The sequence below is a fragment of the Hirschia litorea genome, from assembly GCF_042665075.1.
GTDB lineage: Bacteria > Pseudomonadota > Alphaproteobacteria > Caulobacterales > Hyphomonadaceae > Hirschia > Hirschia litorea.
Genome location: NZ_JBHTBR010000005.1, coordinates 15,233 through 31,983, shown reverse-complemented (window position 1 = coordinate 31,983; position 16,751 = coordinate 15,233). Strand labels below are relative to the sequence as shown.

Below are 16,751 nucleotides of genomic sequence, written 5' to 3'. Positions count from 1 at the left end.
CATGAGGTTATGTCCCAAGCACTTTACCCAAACAGTCAGCATGATAGACCACATGTGCGTTTGTATGATCATCATTGCAAACATGCCGCATGGATTGGATTATCACCAGTTGCGTTCAAAATTATCTCATTTTTGTTGGCGAGTTATCGTCCTGCAAATGACAATAGTTTTCCAGTTGGAGAGCGGCGGGTAAGTGAGGCTTGCGGTGTTGGCCGTGCTTCTGTGAAAAACGCGATAGATGAACTTATTGAAAAAGGACATTTGAAGCTTGAGCGTAAGGGGCGTTCATTTGGGGATAGTCGAACACGCGAACGCGTAGTATCCTTAACCCGATTTGATACAGTCACATGTGCAGGTGACCCAGACTTGCCATTGAAGGTTTGGCGTAAAATGCACGCCTCAGATAAAAGCTAATCACGCCCTGATTTTGTAGCGTGTGCAAAAGATTTTCAAATAACGAAAACAAAAATATTCTATGTAAATACAGGTTTTAAGGTTGATGAGACTTAAATCTGAAATTTTCACGAACACCCATATATAGTTAGTGTATCTCAGGACTAGTTCATCCACTTTGCACATGATTGCGAAAAAGGAATTGAAAGCATGGGCGGTCTTGGTTCTGGGAATAACAACCGTTGGGCAAACAAGACGGATGCGTTTCACAAGCTTGATCTATCCACCTTCAAAAGAGAGTGGTTTGCGCGGTATCGGTCTGGCGCTATGACATGGTCACGAGGCGGACACAAAATTGCTAGCATCAATTATCATTTGTCGCCTCAATCTATGCGGCTGACTTATGTGTCTGGTTCAGGCGACAATAAGCAATCCATAGATGAGCGCTTTGATCTAGCTTTTACCCCTCAACACTTTGGTGGATTGCGGTGGTGGATCATATGCAAGTCATGCCAGCGGCGGTGTCGTGTGCTGTATGGCGCTAAACTCTTTCGATGCAGACAATGCTATGAGCTAACCTATCCAAGCCAATATGAATTCATTCGCGTCCCCGGCCTTCCAATCGCCGAAACCTTAAAGGACAAATTGGGCGGTGAGGCAGGCTTTGCATATCCGTTTCCCGACAAACCTAAAGGCATGCACTGGAAAACCTATCAACGCTATGAGCGGGTCTATTATGAAGCGGAAGAGCGAATGGAAATGGCGCTGATGGGGCGGTTCGTGAGTTCGAATTGAAAAAAGTGAACTTGTTATCGATGATAAATTCAGCATAGAGATTAGAGGGAAATGATTCGTGGACGCGATACCTACTTAAAACGTTCACGCAGGGGGAATACTTTTTATGAGCCAAGATACTCGGCAATCTGATTTAGATTTCGCTGCAGACCTGTTCAAAGCCGCAGATAAAATGCGTGGTTCGTTAGAGCCATCCGAATATAAACATGTTGCGCTAGGTCTTATTTTTCTAAAATACATATCCGAAGCTTTTCAGGCCTTGCATGATCAACTGTTGGAAGATGAATATGCAGACGCCGAAGAACCTGAAGAATATCTCGCTGAAAATGTGTTCTGGGTGCCAGAATTAGCGCGTTGGAGCTATATTCAGGCAAATGCAAAATCGGAAAAAATAGGCAGTATTATTGACGAGGCAATGGAGGCAATCGAAGCCGAGGCCGCCAATAAAACGCTTAAAGGTGTTTTGCCGAAAAACTATGCACGTCCAACACTAGATAAAACCATGCTGGGGGAGTTGGTGGACCTGTTCTCCAACATCAAAATGCATGACAGCACAGACCGCGCTAGAGACTTGCTTGGCCGCGTTTATGAATACTTTATCTCAGGCTTTGCCAGCGCCGAGGGCAAGCGCGGGGGGGAGTTCTTCACGCCGCGTTCTGTGGTGCGCACACTTGTTGAAATGTTGGAGCCTTACCAAGGCCGTGTCTATGACCCTTGTTGTGGATCGGGCGGCATGTTTATTCAGTCTGAAAAGTTCATTGAAGATCATGGTGGCAACCCGCTCAACTTGTCTGTTTATGGCCAGGAGATAAACCACACTACATGGCGTCTAGCGAAGATGAATCTTGCCGTGCATGGCATTGATGCCGATATAGGCTGGGACAGTGCGGGGAGTTTTCATAAAGATGTACACCCCAGTTTAAAAGCTGATTACATCCTCGCCAACCCGCCCTTTAATATTTCAGACTGGGGCGGGGAGCGCCTGACAGAAGACAATCGCTGGCAATATGGTGTGCCGCCAAAAGGCAATGCCAACTTTGCCTGGATACAGCATATTATACACCACCTTGCGCCGCGCGGTCATGCAGGGGTGGTTTTGGCCAATGGGTCAATGTCATCGCAAACCAGCGGTGAGGGCGAGATCAGAAAACAATTGATTGAGCAAGACCGCGTTGATTGCATGGTCGCCTTGCCGGGGCAGTTATTTTATTCAACGCAAATTCCTGTTTGTCTGTGGATTTTGAGCCGCGATAAATCAGCCAATGGACACCGTGATAGACAAGGCGAAGTCCTGTTCATTGATGCCCGCAAATATGGCCATATGGTCGACCGCGTCAGGCGGGAATTCTCAGCGGCTGATATCGAAAAAATCGCAGGCACCTACCGTCGCTGGCGCGCCAAGCCTGACACTTTGGAAACCAAGGGCTGGGAGGCCTATGCCGACGAGGCAGGTTTTTGTAAATCTGAAGGGCTGGAGACCATCCGCAAATTCGACCACGTGCTGACGCCGGGGCGGTATGTCGGGGCGGCAGATGTTGAAGATGATGGCGTACCGTTTGAGGAGAAGTTTTCAACGCTCAGAGAGAGTTACGGAAATCTAGTTTCGAACGCCAACGATCTCGACGAAAAAATAAAAGTGATGCTGGGAATGGTGGAATGAGCGAAGGTCAAATACGATTTGGCGACACGCTAGACGTCCCCCTCCGAAACGGCATCTACAAACCGAAGCAGTTTCATGGTCAGGGCGCAAAGATCGTCAATATGGGTGAGTTGTTCGCTCATCCTCGAATGCGCGATGTCCCTATGCGCCGTCTGGAAATGTCGGATAAGGAACTCACAAAAGCTAGCCTGCAAAACGGAGACCTAATATTTGCTCGTCGTTCACTAACGGCTGAAGGCGCTGGCAAATGCTCAATTGTTCTAGAAGTAAACGAGCCGACTACATTTGAAAGCTCAATTATTCGCGCTCGATTGGACCAAGAAAACCACTCACCGCTGTTCTACTACTACTTTTTCAATTCTCCCCAAGGGAAAGCAGCGCTTGGCTCGATACTTCGCCAAGTTGCTGTAGCTGGAATTACTGGCAAAGACCTACAAGAGTTGGTGGTCCCCGTGGTACCACCTGCTGATCAAAGTCGCATCGCGGAAATGCTGGGCTCCCTCGATGACAAAATCGAGCTGAACCGGCGGATGAATGAGACGTTGGAAGAGATGGCGCGGGCGCTGTTTCGCGATTGGTTCGTCGATTTCGGCCCCACCCGCCGCCAAATAGAAGGCGCAACTGACCCCGCCGCCATCATGGGCCACGCTTTCCCCCCCGAAAAAGCCGCCACCCTCGCACCGCTATTCCCCGCCAAACTAGGCGACGATGGCTTACCAGAGGGGTGGAACGAACAGTCCGTATCCGAGCTAACTCTATTGCTCAAGCGAGGAGCTGCGCCGAAATATGCGGAGACTGGTTGTTTGGTCGTGAACCAAAAGTGCATTCGGAACAATACCATAAACTACAACCTTGCGCGAAGGAATGACCTATCCCTTCGTGACCCGAAGCTGAAGGAACTTCAGGTTGGTGATGTCCTTGTGAACTCAACGGGTGTCGGCACCCTTGGCAGGGTGGCAACTGTTAGGACGTTGCCAGATAGGGCAATGGCAGACACACACATCTCCATTGTTCGTCCCGACCCAGATATCATTGAGCCTGCAATTGTCGCACTTTTGCTCGAAACGCTCCAAGGGCAAATTGCGGACATGGGGCATGGCTCTACGGGACAAACCGAACTGAAACCTTCAGCAATCGGTGAAATTCATGCAGTAATCTCCGGTCGCGAAGTACAAGAAGCTTTTGGCACAGTGGTTGGCGCACTCAGATCAAAAGTTGATGCAAACCAACAAGAAAACCAAACCCTAGCAGAGATGCGCGACCTCCTCTTGCCCAAACTCATGTCCGGCGAAATCCGTTTGAAAGATGTGGAGGCGGTTCGATGATGCAGAGTCCGAGTTTGGTTTTAACTTTAGTGGAACTTGCTCATGCAACGTCTCAAAATTTGGGGTTTTCGCAAGAAAAGAATGTGCATGTTAGTTACGGCGAAGAAACGATAACCGAAACTAATTTACTTGAATTGCGTCGACGTCATCCTGACCTCATCAAATTGGAGACGTTCTCAAAAAAAGACGAAGCTATAAATGGAGCGGATTGGGAATGGCATATAATAGGTAGTCACTATGTTTTCAGAATGCGTGTTCAGGCTAAACGCCTACAAAAAGATAATAAATTGAAAATCAAACATAAGGTCAAATCCACAGGGAAAGAGCAAATAGATTTACTCATTGCGGACGCAAAAAAATATAATTTAAAGCCTGTGTATTGTTTGTATTCATCCGAAAAGCAGCGTGATTACTGGAAAAAAAAGTCATTTGAGGACGGCGAGACAATGGAGGTGGGATGTCTTTTAGCTTCAGCCCGCGATGTAAAGAAAATAATGCCAACTAAGCTTTCTGCGATAGAGAAAAAGTGTATCCCTTGGCACTATCTTGCAAAAAGGCGTGTTTACATCCCTCTAAAACTGCCGGGAACAATGGTTTGGGATGGCGGTACAGTTTTCTACGCAGGTGAATGGTGGGGGTTTGAGCCTACGGAGACTAAAGCCCAGCCAAAGGGCGTTGCGAATTTTCCAACATTTGAAGACTTGAATTCTAAAAAACGAATAGAGGGCGAGGGGCTAAGCCAAATCAGTCCTCAAGAATATGAGCAATTTTTGCTTAGCTATTCCTCCCAAGATAAGTCAGAAAGTGATACTTACTTGGAGCGAGGAATTATTGGGAAGGTCACGATTGATGTGTCCCGTGGGGGGGGGGCTCAAAGATGAATGACATGCGATATCCAAAACACCAGCCGCGACACTATACTGGCTTTTCCGAAGCCCTGGTTGAGGATGCGACAGTCGATATTTTAAAAGAGCTTGGCTGGCGCTATGAAGACCCTCTTTCTGTTTCGCCAGATGGCACAAATCCGCTTCGCGCGTCTTATGGCGATGTTGTGCTGGATGATTTACTTAAAAGTGCAGCTCAACGTCTGAACCCTAACATTCCTGATGAGATTTTAACGTCCGCTTTAAAGCAGGTTCAAATTTCTGAAACACCGTCTCTGGTTGAAGAAAACCGCCGCATTCATGCGCTTATGGTCAATGGAATTGATGTAGAATACCGCCGCCCTGATGGCTCAATAAAGGGCGACAAAGTGTGGCTGGTGGATTTTGATGATGCCAGCAATAACGACTTTATGGTGACAAACCAATTTACTGTGGTTGAAAGCGGACAGAACCGCCGCCCTGATGTTGTTGCTTTTATAAACGGGCTGCCTGTTGCTGTATTAGAACTTAAAAATGCAGCCGCTGAAAATGCCACGATTGATGATGCTTTCAATCAGCTTCAAACCTATAAGAAACAAATTCCATCCTTGTTTCGCACTAATGCGGTATTAGTCACATCGGACGGCTTGTTCGCGCGTGTTGGCTCTCTAACGGCAGAAGAAGATAGGTTTATGCCGTGGAGGACTGTAACTGGCGCAAAAGATGATTTTACGCCCGAAGGTCCGATGGAGATGGATACTCTGCTTCGGGGTTTGTTTCAGCCTGACGTGATATTGCAGCTCATCAAAAACTTCACAGTATTTGGAGATAAAGGCGACGGCCCCTTTAAGATCATTGCGGGTTATCACCAATTGCATGGTGCCCGCAAAGCGCTTGCAAGTGCGATCAATGCCATCAAAGAAGAGGGTGATCGAAAGGTTGGGGTTATCTGGCATACGCAGGGATCGGGCAAGAGCTTCCTGATGGCGTTTTTTGCTGGGCTATTGGTGCGTGCCAAAGAGCTTGAAAATCCAACAATTTTGGTAGTCACAGACCGCAATGATTTAGATGATCAGCTCTTTGGTACTTTTTCTCTCTGTAAAGACTTAATTCGTCAAACACCAGAACAGATAGAAGATCGTGAAGATTTACGAGATAAATTGGATCGCCAATCTGGGGGCGTGATTTTCTCAACGCTGCAGAAGTTTTCGCCAAAGCCGGGCGAAGAAAATTTTCCTATGCTTTCAGACCGACGAAACATCATCGTTATTGCTGATGAAGCGCACCGTAGCCAATACGGCTTTGACGCCAAGCTCGATAGGTCAACAGGTATCCGCAAATATGGCTATGCTCATTATTTGCGCCAGGCTCTACCGAATGCATCGTTTGCAGGGTTCACTGGAACGCCGATTGAGGCCGCTGATGTCAATACGCCTGCTGTTTTTGGTGAGTATGTAGATGTGTATGACATTAGCCGAGCTGTAGAAGATAAGGCGACCGTTCCAATCTATTATGAGAGCAGGTTGGCTCGCGTTGAGTTAGAGAAAGAAAAACTGCCTGAAATCGACGCCGCCGTTGATGCATTGTTTGATGATGAAACCATAGCTGAACAAGAGAAAGCAAAGTCTAGCTGGTCAAGTGTTGAACGCCTTGTGGGGGCGCCGCCTCGCCTTGAAAAGGTCGCGGAAGATATCGTCAAACACTTTGAGGCACGCCAAGAAGCAATGGACGGTAAAGGCATGATTGTGTGCATGAGTCGTGCAATCTGTGTTGACCTGTACAACAGAATTATTGCGCTTCGTCCAGAATGGCATTCAGACAATGATTTGGAAGGCGTTGTTAAAATTGTCATGACAGGGTCTGCTTCTGATCCGTTAGAATGGCAGCAACATATCGGAAACAAAAAACGAAGAGATGATCTGGCCAAACGCGCACGCGATACTAATGATTCATTAAAGTTGGTGATTGTTCGCGACATGTGGCTCACAGGCTTCGACGCGCCAAGTATGCATACAATGTATATTGATAAGCCTATGCGCGGTCATGGTCTTATGCAGGCCATAGCGCGGGTAAACCGCGTGTTCAAAGACAAGCCTGGTGGTCTGGTTGTTGACTATATTGGCCTATGGCCAAACCTCGAAAAAGCACTACAGAATTACACTGCAACCGATCGAGATCAGACTGGGATCAATGAAGAAGAGGCGGTGGCCGCTCTGCAAGAATTGGTGGAACGCTGCCAGAATTTCTTTGATGGTTTTGACTATTCCAACGGGCTTGATGGTCCACCTAGTGAGCGCCTTCGAACGTTAGCTGGCGCGATTGAGTGGGTGTTGGCGAAACTTAAACTTGGTGCAGATGGTGTTCAAGATGAGAAAGAAAAGAAGAAAGAACTTAATTTCTATGCTGATCTCATTGCCAATTTATCTAAAGCCTTTGCATTAGCATCGGCGAGTGATTATGCAAAAGAAGTTAAAGATGAAGTTGGTTTCTTTCAAGCCGTGAAGGCGGCACTTGTTAAATCATCCCCTAAAACAGGATTAAGTAAGCGAGAGAAAGAGTTCGCGGTAGGGCAATTGATCTCGGCGGCTATCTCGGATGCTAGTATCATTGATGTATTGGCAGCTGCTGGTATGAAAATGCCAGAAATTTCTGTGTTATCAGAAGAGTTTCTTTCTGAGATCAAAGAAATGGAACACAAAAACCTTGCTTTAGAGGCGCTGAAAAAGCTTTTGGCGGGGGAAATTAAAGCCAGGCAATCGAGAAATGTTGTAGAGGCCAAAGCCTTTTCTGCAAGGCTTGAGGAAGCTGTAGCTCGTTACCACGCAAATGCAATCACAAGTCTTGAAATGATCCAAGAGCTGATTGATATGGCTAAAGAACTTAAAGCCTCTGTTGATCGTGGAAGTGATATGGGGCTCAGCGAGGAAGAGTTAGCTTTTTATGATGCGTTGGCTCAAAATCAAAGCGCTGTTGAAGTTTTAGGAAATGAAGAGCTTCGCAAAATTGCCAATGTACTTGTGCAGCAATTGCAAAAGAATGTAACAGTTGATTGGCACTTAAAGGAAAGTGCAAGGGCAAAACTAAGGGTGTTGGTTCGTCGGATACTAAAGAAATTCGGGTATCCACCAGACTTAGCGCCAGTTGCCGTTTCTACTGTGTTGAGCCAAGCGGAAACACTGCTGAAGTGGCGGTAGGAATAATTTTTTGTTGGTATATTTGTTGGTATGTGAAATTTTCATTTGATAAATAATCAAATAAATCAAGCTTTTAATCGGTAAGTTGGATTCCGGCCGTCGCACCATTTTATTGTTTTTCTTGAGTTTAATTCCTGTTGGTTGAGGGTGGCAATTGCGCTTTTTTATGACAGCGTGAGGATCATGATTCAGGTTTTCAAATTACTTCTTCCAGCTCTCATACCGTCATGGCGTTTTTTTGATGTGATTGCGCCGTCGCCCCGGATTGAGTTTTGGGCATATGATAATGCTCAACACATTGAAAAATGGGAAGAATTTCGGCCAAAGCAGAAGAGTATTTCATTTTTAAATACCTTCTTGAATATGTTTTGGAATCCTGTGCGAAACGAGGATTTATTCCTTGTGACGTGCGCGGAACGTTTGATGGAAATGCCGACTACGCATAGCGAAAATGTCATTTTTGAGTGCATTGAAAATGAGATCGTACGCGTTGATAGTAGATTGAATTTGCCAAAGTTTTTGCAATTTCGGCTAATGGTTATAAGCCGTGAAGCGGATGTGATTGAGCGGCGGGTGGCCTATGTCTCTGAGGTTCGTCAGATTGCTGGGCAAGTTGGCACATGCCCTTAGAGAGTGCGTTACGTTTAACTGAAATATTGCTCGCCCTTACATTCGTGCAGCAGGGCCTAGAGCATATGCGCCGCCCAGCGGCTGAACGCCTTCTGCTAGGGCTGCGCTTAGTGCTTGCTCTATTGCTGCTGGGCGGGTTCTATACCCAATGGATATGCCTTGCTCTTGTCGTGCTTGCTTTGTGCATTCTTCATAGGTTTCAGGGGCCATATAATGGCGGAAGTGACCGAATAGGTTTGCTAACTTTATGCTGTTTGACGTTGGCACATTTTCTGCCGAATCAAGAATTAAAAGAATACGCGTTTGGGTATTTGGCGTTGCAATTGGTCCTGTCGTATTTTGTGTCTGGTTGGGTAAAAATTGTAAATCGGGAATGGCGGCAGGGAACTGCTTTACGTGATGTGTTTTTGTTTTCAACTTATCCCGTAAGTGAAAGAACGCGAGGCTGGGTAAATCATCCAAAATTGTTGTGGGTGATGTCTTGGGCGGTGATGTTGTTTGAGATTTTCTTCCCGCTTAGCTTAGTCTCCCATGTGAGCCTTTATATTGGGTTGGCCATTGCTGCACTTTTTCATCTTGCGAATGCTTTGCTATTTGGGCTGAACCGTTTCTTCTGGGCGTGGTTGGCAGCCTATCCTTCCATTATCTGGTTTCAGGCTCGGTTTTTTGATGGTGTATTGGGATGAAATAAAATTGGTCAATTGGGCATATCAAAGCAATAATTTGTGATCTGGGCTTTATTATAGGGTAAATCTCTGCAAGCTTTCCTTTGAAATTATTGGGAGGTTGCTATGCGTTTTATGTCCGTTTTATTGGCTGGGGTTTTACTACCACTTTCGGCATCTGCTGAGGCGGATCGTGCAGGGGCAGTTTCTCAAGAGATGCACGCGCCGGCGAGCGAATATTCGGTTACGCACGAGATGGTTGCTGCGACCTCCGCTGCGCGCATTGAGCATGATATCCGTAAGTTGGCGGGCTTTGGTACGCGCCATACATTGTCAGATACAAAGAGTGACACACGCGGTATTGGGGCAGCGCGCCGTTGGATAGAAGATGAGTTTAAGCGCATCTCTAAAGGATGTGAGCAAGAGCTTGAAGTGGTGACTGTTTCAGACATTGTTCGTCCAGATTTTCGCATCCCGGAAGATACAGAAATTGTGAACGTGATCGCGATTCAACGCGGGTCGCTTGATCCTGATCGTGTTGTGATTATGTCTGGAGATATTGATAGCCGCATTTCAGATGTGATGAATTTTACTGATGATAGCCCCGGCGCAAACGACAATGCTTCGGGTATGGCTGGAACCTTGGAAGCTGCGCGTGTGATGTGTCGGCATGAATTTGCAGGTACAGTTGTGTATGCTGGGTTATCGGGTGAAGAGCAGGGATTGTTTGGCGGCAAAATACTTGCGGAATACGCAATTGAAAATGGCTGGAGAGTGAAAGCTATTTTGAACAATGACATGATCGGCAATATTGAGGGTGTTGATGGTGTGATTGATAATTCAACAGCTCGCGTTTTTTCTGAAGGTACTTTGGTTGATGAAACGGCTGAGGAAGCTAATTCGCGTCGTTTTCGAGGGGGAGAGGTCGATTCGGCGTCTCGTAATTTAGCGCGCTACGTCGATAAGATGGCGGATATGTTTATTCCAAACCTTGATGTGATGATGATTTATCGTCTCGATAGGTTTGCGCGTGGTGGGCATCACCGCCCCTTCAATGATCACAGGATTCCGGGCGTTCGAATTATGGAAACGCATGAGAATTATAATCGCCAGCACCAAGATTTACGGGTGGAAGATGGCATTGCCTATGGTGATGTCGTGGAGGGGGTGAATTTTGATTATGCAGCCAAACTGACAAGTTTGAATATTGCTGCGTTGGCAAACCTCGCCGCAGCGCCGCCATTTCCAACGAATGTATCAATAGAAGGGGCTGTGCAGCCGAATACGACGCTATCATGGACTAAAGCTGATGCTGAAAACCTTGCGGGATATAAAATATATTGGCGTTTAACAGATCAATCCCAATGGCAATGGTCGCGCTTTGTTGGGAATGTAGATAGCTATACGCTGAAGGGCGTTGTGATTGATAACTATCTATTTGGTGTGGCTTCTGTTGCGAAAAATGGTGCTGAAAGTGCTGTTGTTTTTCCCGGATTTTCTGGCAGTTTTGGGGAATAAAGAATTAGGGTAGTTGAGCGCCTTTTGACGCGGGCTTATGCTTTTGCTTGACCAAACATCTAGCGCTGAGTAGGTCGGTTTTGTGAAAACGAAAAGCCGCATAATCGGCCAGCTTTGCTTGGCATTTGTATTTCTGATCCAGACCTTGTGGATGAGTGGTAGTGCGGCTGCGTTTGCGGCAAATGACGATAAGCGACTATTGATTTGTAATCCGTCTGGGCAGGTTAACTCTGCCATGTTTGCCGCAAATGAAAAATTGCTGATAGCGCTTGGTCTAAAAGAGCAATCTCCAGACGACGTTCATGGTGAAAAATGTGCGTTTTGTGCGATTTCACATGCTTTTATTTTTACTCAATTGAGAATTCAAGACGCGCTATGTTTTGGTATTTATATAGAAAAATCAAATATTTATGAGCCTGCTTTTGTGTATCTCCCACAAGGCCCACCCTTAGGCGGACGTGCCCCGCCAAACTATATCTAATCATTTAAATGCATCATGCAGGCATGACGGCTTGCATTGTCTATTGGATATAGCTCCAATCAAAATGGCGTGTGCGTGAGCATGGGTTAGATGGGGCGAATGGGGAACCCCATGAAAAAACAAACATTTTTGAATCAATGGCTATGGAAATGGCACATAATCGCGGGATTAATTACGCTGCCTTTCATGCTTATTTTGGCGATAACAGGCACAATTTATCTGTTTAAGCCCATGTATGAAGCCTCCATTTATGAGGATATTTATAAGGTAAAGCCTGACGGTGAGCCACTTAGCTATGAGGCACAATTTGCAGCGGCGCAGGCTGCCTCCTCTGCACCTGTTAATAGCGTGACCCTGCCGCGCGGGGCGGATGATGCGACCATGTTCCAGTCGGGCATGTGGGCTGGTGCGTCTATGGTGTATGTGAACCCCTATACAGGAGATGTGACAGGCACTTTACGCAATGAAGGTACGTTTATGTCTGGCGTGCGCGAAATGCATGGTGAGCTGTTTTTGTCCAAGCCGGGCACTTATGTTGTCGAGCTTGTGGCGAGTTGGTTTCTGGTTTTGATTTTGACTGGGCTTTATGTGTGGTGGCCTGCACGTGGATGGTCGTTGCGTGGATTTTTTACGATCCGATTAAAGCAAGGTAAGCGGATTTTCTTCCGTGACTTGCATTCCGTGACTGCGTTTTGGCTGTCGACTTTTTTGCTGATTATTCTTGCGGGCGGTTTGCCTTGGACGGATGTGTTTGGAAAACAGTTTCAGCGATTGCAAAATGCAACAGGGACAGGCTTTCCTCAATATTGGGTTCAATCTAACGGTTTGCAGTCGATCAATACGCGAGAAGATGGATTGAGTATTGATGATATGGTGCAGGTGGCGCGGCAACAAAACTTGAAGGGTGATATTACTGTACGCTTTCCTGCCAATGAGAATGGCGTTTTTAGTGTCGCCAATAAATCCTTGTATTTGCATGATCAGAGTGTGCGTCACTTTGATTTGTATTCAGGATCTAAAATTTTAGATTATGCGTGGAAAGATGTCGGTCCGATGATGGCGGGGCGGTTATTCTTTATGCGTTTGCATGAGGGGCAATATGGTTTGTGGAATTGGATCATTTTGCTGTGTGTTGCGCTAAGTTTGATCGTCAGCATTATTGCGGCGCTAACTTCATATATCATGCGTAAACAAAAGGGGAGCTGGAGTATTCCCAAGCCTCCCGAACATTTTAAAGTTGGCTGGGTTGCGGGGGGCGCAATTGTCATTTTAGGGGCGATATTGCCTTTATTTGGCGCAAGCCTGATTTTGCTTTTCTGCATTACGATGATGGGCAAAATGAGAGCGTCTAAAGCGTAGGGATATTATGCGATTAGGCATGTAAAAAAGGCGGCTAACCCGAAGGTTGGCCGCCTTTTTCATTGTAAAACATCGAACGTTTATTTGGCAAATTCGACGCTTCGGGGAGGAGGTTAGTCTAGTTTAGCCATTCAGGCTTTTTATAGGATAGTCCAAGATCAGATGCGACAGTTTCATATGTGATGAAGCCATCAGCAACGTTAAGTCCTTCAGCAAGGTGAGCATCATCGTTTAGCGCTTTTTTCGCGCCTTTTGCAGCGATGGCCAATGTGAATGGCAATGTCATATTGTTGAGTGCATATGTGGATGTGCGCGGCACTGCGCCCGGCATGTTGGCGACACAATAGTGCAAAATGCCATCAACTTCGAATATCGGGTCAGAGTGTGTTGTTGGACGTGATGTCTCAAAACATCCACCTTGGTCAATCGCGATATCAACCAATACGGCACCAGGCTTCATTGTTTTAAGCATGTCGCGCGTAATGAGCTTTGGTGCAGAGGCACCCGGAATAAGCACAGCACCAATGACGACATCAGCTTCAGCAACGGCTTTTTCAACAGACGCAGGCGTTGAGTAAGCTGTTTTCAATGCGCCAGCGAATTGAACATCTAGTTCAGCAAGGCGTGGCATGTGGCGGTCAAATACGGTTACGTCTGCGCGCATACCAATAGCCATTTCAGCTGCGTGTGTACCTGATACACCGCCGCCAAGAATGACGACTTTAGCAGGCGCTACACCCGGTACACCGCCCATGAGAAGGCCGCGTCCACGGATTGTGCGTTGGAGTGCCCATGCCGCAGCTTGAGTGGCCATGCGTCCTGCAACTTGGCTCATAGGCATAAGAAGCGGGAGGCGACCATTGCGGTCTGTCACTGTTTCATAAGCGATACATGTTGCACCGGATTTCATTAGGGCTTCAGCTTGGGGTTTATCCGCTGCAAGGTGAAGATATGTAAAGAGGGTGTGGTGTGGCTTTAGACGGGCACACTCAACAGCTTGTGGCTCTTTTACTTTGACGATCAGTTCAGCCTGCTCGAAGACGGCGTCTGCAGTTGCAACAATGCTTGCACCAGCAGCTTCGTAATGTGCGTCGCTAGCTTCAATACCTGTTCCGGCATTGGTTTCAACGATAACCTTGTGGCCTGCGCGAGTCAGCTCTGACACACTCTCGGGTGTCAGGCCTACACGATGCTCTTCGGCTTTGATTTCCTTCGGGACCCCGATGATCATATTTTTCTCCGATATTTATATTTTTGCGGAATATATACCAAAAAGCGCTTGTATTCCAACTTGTTATTTCGCAATTATGCGATTGTGTGGGAAATATATCTAATTTAATGTGCTATCTTAGGTGATTTAACCGGAATATTTAGCAGATATGTGCAAAGTGACTTGCGCGATACAACAAATGTAAACACAAAAAAGGCGCTGCCAAAATAGCAACGCCTTTCTTTAATTCCCCGAAGGACACTTTGCCTTCAAATCAATTGCTAATTCTTAGAGAGATTTAGCGATTGAGAATACGACGTTGTCGTCAGCACCATCTGCATCATTGTCATACCAGCGAAGGTCTAGGTCGAAACCGCCTGCTGAGTATGTTCCACCAATGTTGTAGTTTGTGTACTCGTCGAAACCGTCAAGGTATTGACCCAAACCAACGCTTGCAGAGAAGAAGTCTGAGAATGCCATTCCAGCATCAGCGTTTGCGTAAAGTGTTTCATTATCTGGGTCGTATGAAAGCATACCAGATAGATCAACTGAGCTGAATGACTTTGAAAGACCAGCGTAGATTTCATAGAAATCTAGGTCACCATCGTCACTGTCTGGGTATGCGTAGTAGATTGCTCCTACGTCAAAACCAAAACCTTCACCAAACTCGCCGCCGTAACCAGCGTAGAAGTCTACTTCTAGGTTTGTGTCAGTTGAATCTAGGAAGTCTACAGAAGATGCCCATGTACCTGCGTAGAAACCTGCATCAGTTGCAAGGTCAAAACCACCTTGAACGGCAAGGTCTTGGTTTGACTGAGACACACCACGCCAGTGGTAGTCTGTTGTCAAAGCAACGTTTCCAGAAAGTTCTACTTCAGCTTGGGCTGTAGCTGTAGTGGCGATTGCAGCAAGAGCAAAAACACTTGCAGAGAAAAGAGTGCGCATGATCGAACTATCCCTTCAGATATGCGATCTCTGACCAAAATGATCAGAGAGTTCCTTCAAAAAGCAACACAGAGTTAAGCTGACCCTGCGTTGCGGATGGGGTAACTACGCTAGAGCGTCGTTAATTGAAAGAACCAAGATCATTACAATTGCGCCATTGTTTCTAACGTTTTGCCGACGAAATAAATGGGCATTGCTTAGTAATAAGGCGTCATTTTGCGCGATTTGCTCGTATTTTATCCGCACTTGGATAGGTTGGCTGATCATTTGGGGTGAATCATTCTAATCACCCTCTTTGATCCCCCGGAGTTTTGTTAAGAACTATTTCTGGTATTTAATCTTTGTGCTGATGTTTGGACGCGGACGTTCGGGTGGATTTTGCATCGCAGTACCCAAATATATGAAGCCAGCGAACTTTTCGGTGTCGCTCAAACCCATTTCGGCATGGAAATCCGCATCAAAGGCATACCATTCAGTGAGCCATGCTCCGGCCCAACCTGCAGCATTGGCGGTTAGCAGTAAGTTCATGCAGAGTGCGCCGGCGGATAATTCTTGTTCCCAAACGGGCGTTTTGTGTGAAGGGTCTGGGCTAGAGACCACTGCGATGCATACAGGTGTGCGCGTGAAACGGGATTTTTCTTCGTCCAACTCTGAGACGGAAAGGTTTGGGCATTTTTTGTGTTTGATCTTTGCGAGCGTTTCACCCGTGCTTTTGCGCGCATCACCTTGGATGACAATAAAGCGCCATGGTTCAAGCTTGCGGTGGTCGGGCACGCGGGAGGCGATTTGTAGAATGGATTCAAGTGTCGCTTCATCCGGGCCGGGGGCTGTCAGGCATTTGATTGGCGTGGATCTGCGGTTTGCGAGGAAGGAAAGTGCTTCGGAACTGGGGTTGGTGGCGGCCAGCACATCGTTGAGCGCGGGGAGAGGTGGGAATTGGGGCGTCTTCGACATGGTTTTCCTCAAAATTTCAGTTTTCCTACATTTAAAGAAGACTTAGTGCGTTCGATTGCATATGTCATCGACCTAAGTGTGAATTAGAAAATTGTTTCCAGAGGGTATGAGGGGCAAGAATGGCGTCATCTAAAGATAAACAGTCTAAGCCGCCTCATTATGCTTTAAGTGGCTGGAAGATAAAATCCTCTCAAACGAAGTATGAAAATGCGTGGATTCGTATGGGGGAATATAAAGCTGTCGCGCCAACGGGTGTGGATGCGACATATGGATTGGTGTCGTTCAAGAATCTGGCGGTTGGCATGTTGGCGCTTGAAGCAGATGGGAGCACATATCTTGTGGGGCAGCATCGCTTTGCGTTGGGGCAGTATTCGTGGGAAGTGCCGGAAGGCGGCGGCCCGATGAATGAAGACCCAATATTGACGGCTAAACGTGAATTATCTGAAGAAATACACATGCAGGCGCGTGAATGGATGACGCTATTTACGAATATGCATTTATCCAATTCTGTGACGGATGAACGTGCTTTTGGGTATATAGCAACAGGGCTTTCACCATGCCATGCACATGCTGCAGATGATGTGGAAGCATTGCAAATATGGCGATTACCAGTGGGACAAGCTGTTCAAATGGTCGTGAAAGGGCAAATAACTGACGCACTCTCCCTTGCGATTTTGCTCAAGGCTGATCATCTATGGCGTACAGGCCAGCTTCCTGAGAATATCGCTGATGCATTTGCAGCAGGGCAAATCTAGGGTC

At 46.7% G+C, this 16,751-nt stretch carries 15 protein-coding genes; 12 read left to right on the top strand and 3 right to left on the bottom strand.

Annotated features, from left to right (window positions below; all coding sequences use genetic code 11):
- Positions 1 to 9 precede the first annotated feature (9 nt).
- The 11 genes from ACFQS8_RS08840 (at position 10) to ACFQS8_RS08790 (ending at position 12,883) form a co-directional block, all read left to right on the top strand.
- Entirely contained in the window at positions 10 to 414 is a 405-nt protein-coding gene (locus ACFQS8_RS08840) for a helix-turn-helix domain-containing protein (protein WP_382166960.1), read from the top strand.
- Between the two features lie 189 nt (positions 415 to 603).
- A complete protein-coding gene (locus ACFQS8_RS08835) occupies positions 604 to 1,188 on the top strand; it encodes a hypothetical protein (protein WP_382166959.1) in 585 nt (194 codons plus the stop codon).
- 106 nt (positions 1,189 to 1,294) lie between these two features.
- Positions 1,295 to 2,848, top strand: a complete 1,554-nt coding sequence (locus ACFQS8_RS08830) for a class I SAM-dependent DNA methyltransferase (RefSeq protein ID WP_382166958.1) — start codon at positions 1,295 to 1,297, stop codon at positions 2,846 to 2,848.
- Complete coding sequence (locus tag ACFQS8_RS08825; RefSeq protein ID WP_382166957.1) at positions 2,845 to 4,173, top strand: restriction endonuclease subunit S; 1,329 nt, start codon at positions 2,845 to 2,847, stop codon at positions 4,171 to 4,173. The genes ACFQS8_RS08830 and ACFQS8_RS08825 overlap by 4 nt, the downstream gene beginning before the upstream one ends.
- Complete coding sequence (locus ACFQS8_RS08820) at positions 4,170 to 5,054, top strand: DUF6615 family protein (RefSeq protein WP_382166956.1); 885 nt, start codon at positions 4,170 to 4,172, stop codon at positions 5,052 to 5,054. The genes ACFQS8_RS08825 and ACFQS8_RS08820 overlap by 4 nt, the downstream gene beginning before the upstream one ends.
- A 5-nt stretch (positions 5,055 to 5,059) precedes the next feature.
- A complete protein-coding gene (locus tag ACFQS8_RS08815; RefSeq protein ID WP_382168578.1) occupies positions 5,060 to 8,230 on the top strand; it encodes a type I restriction endonuclease subunit R in 3,171 nt (1,056 codons plus the stop codon).
- Between the two features lie 183 nt (positions 8,231 to 8,413).
- Positions 8,414 to 8,860, top strand: coding sequence for a hypothetical protein (locus tag ACFQS8_RS08810; RefSeq protein ID WP_382166955.1), 447 nt, complete (start codon positions 8,414 to 8,416; stop codon positions 8,858 to 8,860).
- Positions 8,851 to 9,546: an HTTM domain-containing protein gene (locus ACFQS8_RS08805; RefSeq protein ID WP_382166954.1), complete on the top strand. Its 696-nt coding sequence runs from the start codon at positions 8,851 to 8,853 to the stop codon at positions 9,544 to 9,546. The genes ACFQS8_RS08810 and ACFQS8_RS08805 overlap by 10 nt, the downstream gene beginning before the upstream one ends.
- 105 nt (positions 9,547 to 9,651) lie before the next feature.
- On the top strand, positions 9,652 to 11,043 hold the full coding sequence (locus ACFQS8_RS08800) for a M28 family peptidase (protein ID WP_382166953.1): 1,392 nt from the start codon (positions 9,652 to 9,654) through the stop codon (positions 11,041 to 11,043).
- Between the two features lie 82 nt (positions 11,044 to 11,125).
- Positions 11,126 to 11,524: a hypothetical protein gene (locus ACFQS8_RS08795; RefSeq protein ID WP_382166952.1), complete on the top strand. Its 399-nt coding sequence runs from the start codon at positions 11,126 to 11,128 to the stop codon at positions 11,522 to 11,524.
- A 111-nt stretch (positions 11,525 to 11,635) separates the two neighbouring features.
- Positions 11,636 to 12,883, top strand: coding sequence for a PepSY-associated TM helix domain-containing protein (locus ACFQS8_RS08790; RefSeq protein WP_382166951.1), 1,248 nt, complete (start codon positions 11,636 to 11,638; stop codon positions 12,881 to 12,883).
- 118 nt (positions 12,884 to 13,001) lie between these two features.
- Here the strand turns inward: ACFQS8_RS08790 and ald are convergent, their stop codons facing one another.
- From ald to ACFQS8_RS08775, 3 genes are all read right to left on the bottom strand, one after another.
- On the bottom strand, positions 13,002 to 14,114 hold the full coding sequence (gene ald / locus ACFQS8_RS08785; RefSeq protein ID WP_382166950.1) for an alanine dehydrogenase: 1,113 nt from the start codon (positions 14,112 to 14,114) through the stop codon (positions 13,002 to 13,004).
- A 267-nt stretch (positions 14,115 to 14,381) separates the two neighbouring features.
- A complete protein-coding gene (locus ACFQS8_RS08780; RefSeq protein WP_382166949.1) occupies positions 14,382 to 15,038 on the bottom strand; it encodes a TorF family putative porin in 657 nt (218 codons plus the stop codon).
- Between the two features lie 321 nt (positions 15,039 to 15,359).
- Positions 15,360 to 15,992, bottom strand: coding sequence for a nitroreductase family protein (locus ACFQS8_RS08775; RefSeq protein ID WP_382166948.1), 633 nt, complete (start codon positions 15,990 to 15,992; stop codon positions 15,360 to 15,362).
- 119 nt (positions 15,993 to 16,111) lie between these two features.
- On the opposite strand from ACFQS8_RS08775, the gene ACFQS8_RS08770 reads away from it, so the two are divergent.
- The gene (locus ACFQS8_RS08770; RefSeq protein WP_382166947.1) at positions 16,112 to 16,747 is read left to right on the top strand and encodes an NUDIX domain-containing protein; all 636 of its coding nucleotides are present in this window, start codon (positions 16,112 to 16,114) and stop codon (positions 16,745 to 16,747) included.
- Positions 16,748 to 16,751: the final 4 nt, after the last annotated feature.

Coding starts and splice junctions, on each gene's coding strand:
- ACFQS8_RS08775 (WP_382166948.1), bottom strand. CDS start 15,992: ATGTCGAAGACGCCCCAATTCCCACCTCTCCCCGCGCTCAACGATGTG.
- ACFQS8_RS08835 (WP_382166959.1), top strand. CDS start 604: ATGGGCGGTCTTGGTTCTGGGAATAACAACCGTTGGGCAAACAAGACG.
- ACFQS8_RS08840 (WP_382166960.1), top strand. CDS start 10: ATGTCCCAAGCACTTTACCCAAACAGTCAGCATGATAGACCACATGTG.
- ACFQS8_RS08825 (WP_382166957.1), top strand. CDS start 2,845: ATGAGCGAAGGTCAAATACGATTTGGCGACACGCTAGACGTCCCCCTC.
- ACFQS8_RS08830 (WP_382166958.1), top strand. CDS start 1,295: ATGAGCCAAGATACTCGGCAATCTGATTTAGATTTCGCTGCAGACCTG.
- ACFQS8_RS08790 (WP_382166951.1), top strand. CDS start 11,636: ATGAAAAAACAAACATTTTTGAATCAATGGCTATGGAAATGGCACATA.
- ald (WP_382166950.1), bottom strand. CDS start 14,114: ATGATCATCGGGGTCCCGAAGGAAATCAAAGCCGAAGAGCATCGTGTA.
- ACFQS8_RS08815 (WP_382168578.1), top strand. CDS start 5,060: ATGCGATATCCAAAACACCAGCCGCGACACTATACTGGCTTTTCCGAA.
- ACFQS8_RS08800 (WP_382166953.1), top strand. CDS start 9,652: ATGCGTTTTATGTCCGTTTTATTGGCTGGGGTTTTACTACCACTTTCG.
- ACFQS8_RS08770 (WP_382166947.1), top strand. CDS start 16,112: ATGGCGTCATCTAAAGATAAACAGTCTAAGCCGCCTCATTATGCTTTA.
- ACFQS8_RS08780 (WP_382166949.1), bottom strand. CDS start 15,038: ATGCGCACTCTTTTCTCTGCAAGTGTTTTTGCTCTTGCTGCAATCGCC.
- ACFQS8_RS08805 (WP_382166954.1), top strand. CDS start 8,851: ATGCCCTTAGAGAGTGCGTTACGTTTAACTGAAATATTGCTCGCCCTT.
- ACFQS8_RS08820 (WP_382166956.1), top strand. CDS start 4,170: ATGATGCAGAGTCCGAGTTTGGTTTTAACTTTAGTGGAACTTGCTCAT.
- ACFQS8_RS08810 (WP_382166955.1), top strand. CDS start 8,414: ATGATTCAGGTTTTCAAATTACTTCTTCCAGCTCTCATACCGTCATGG.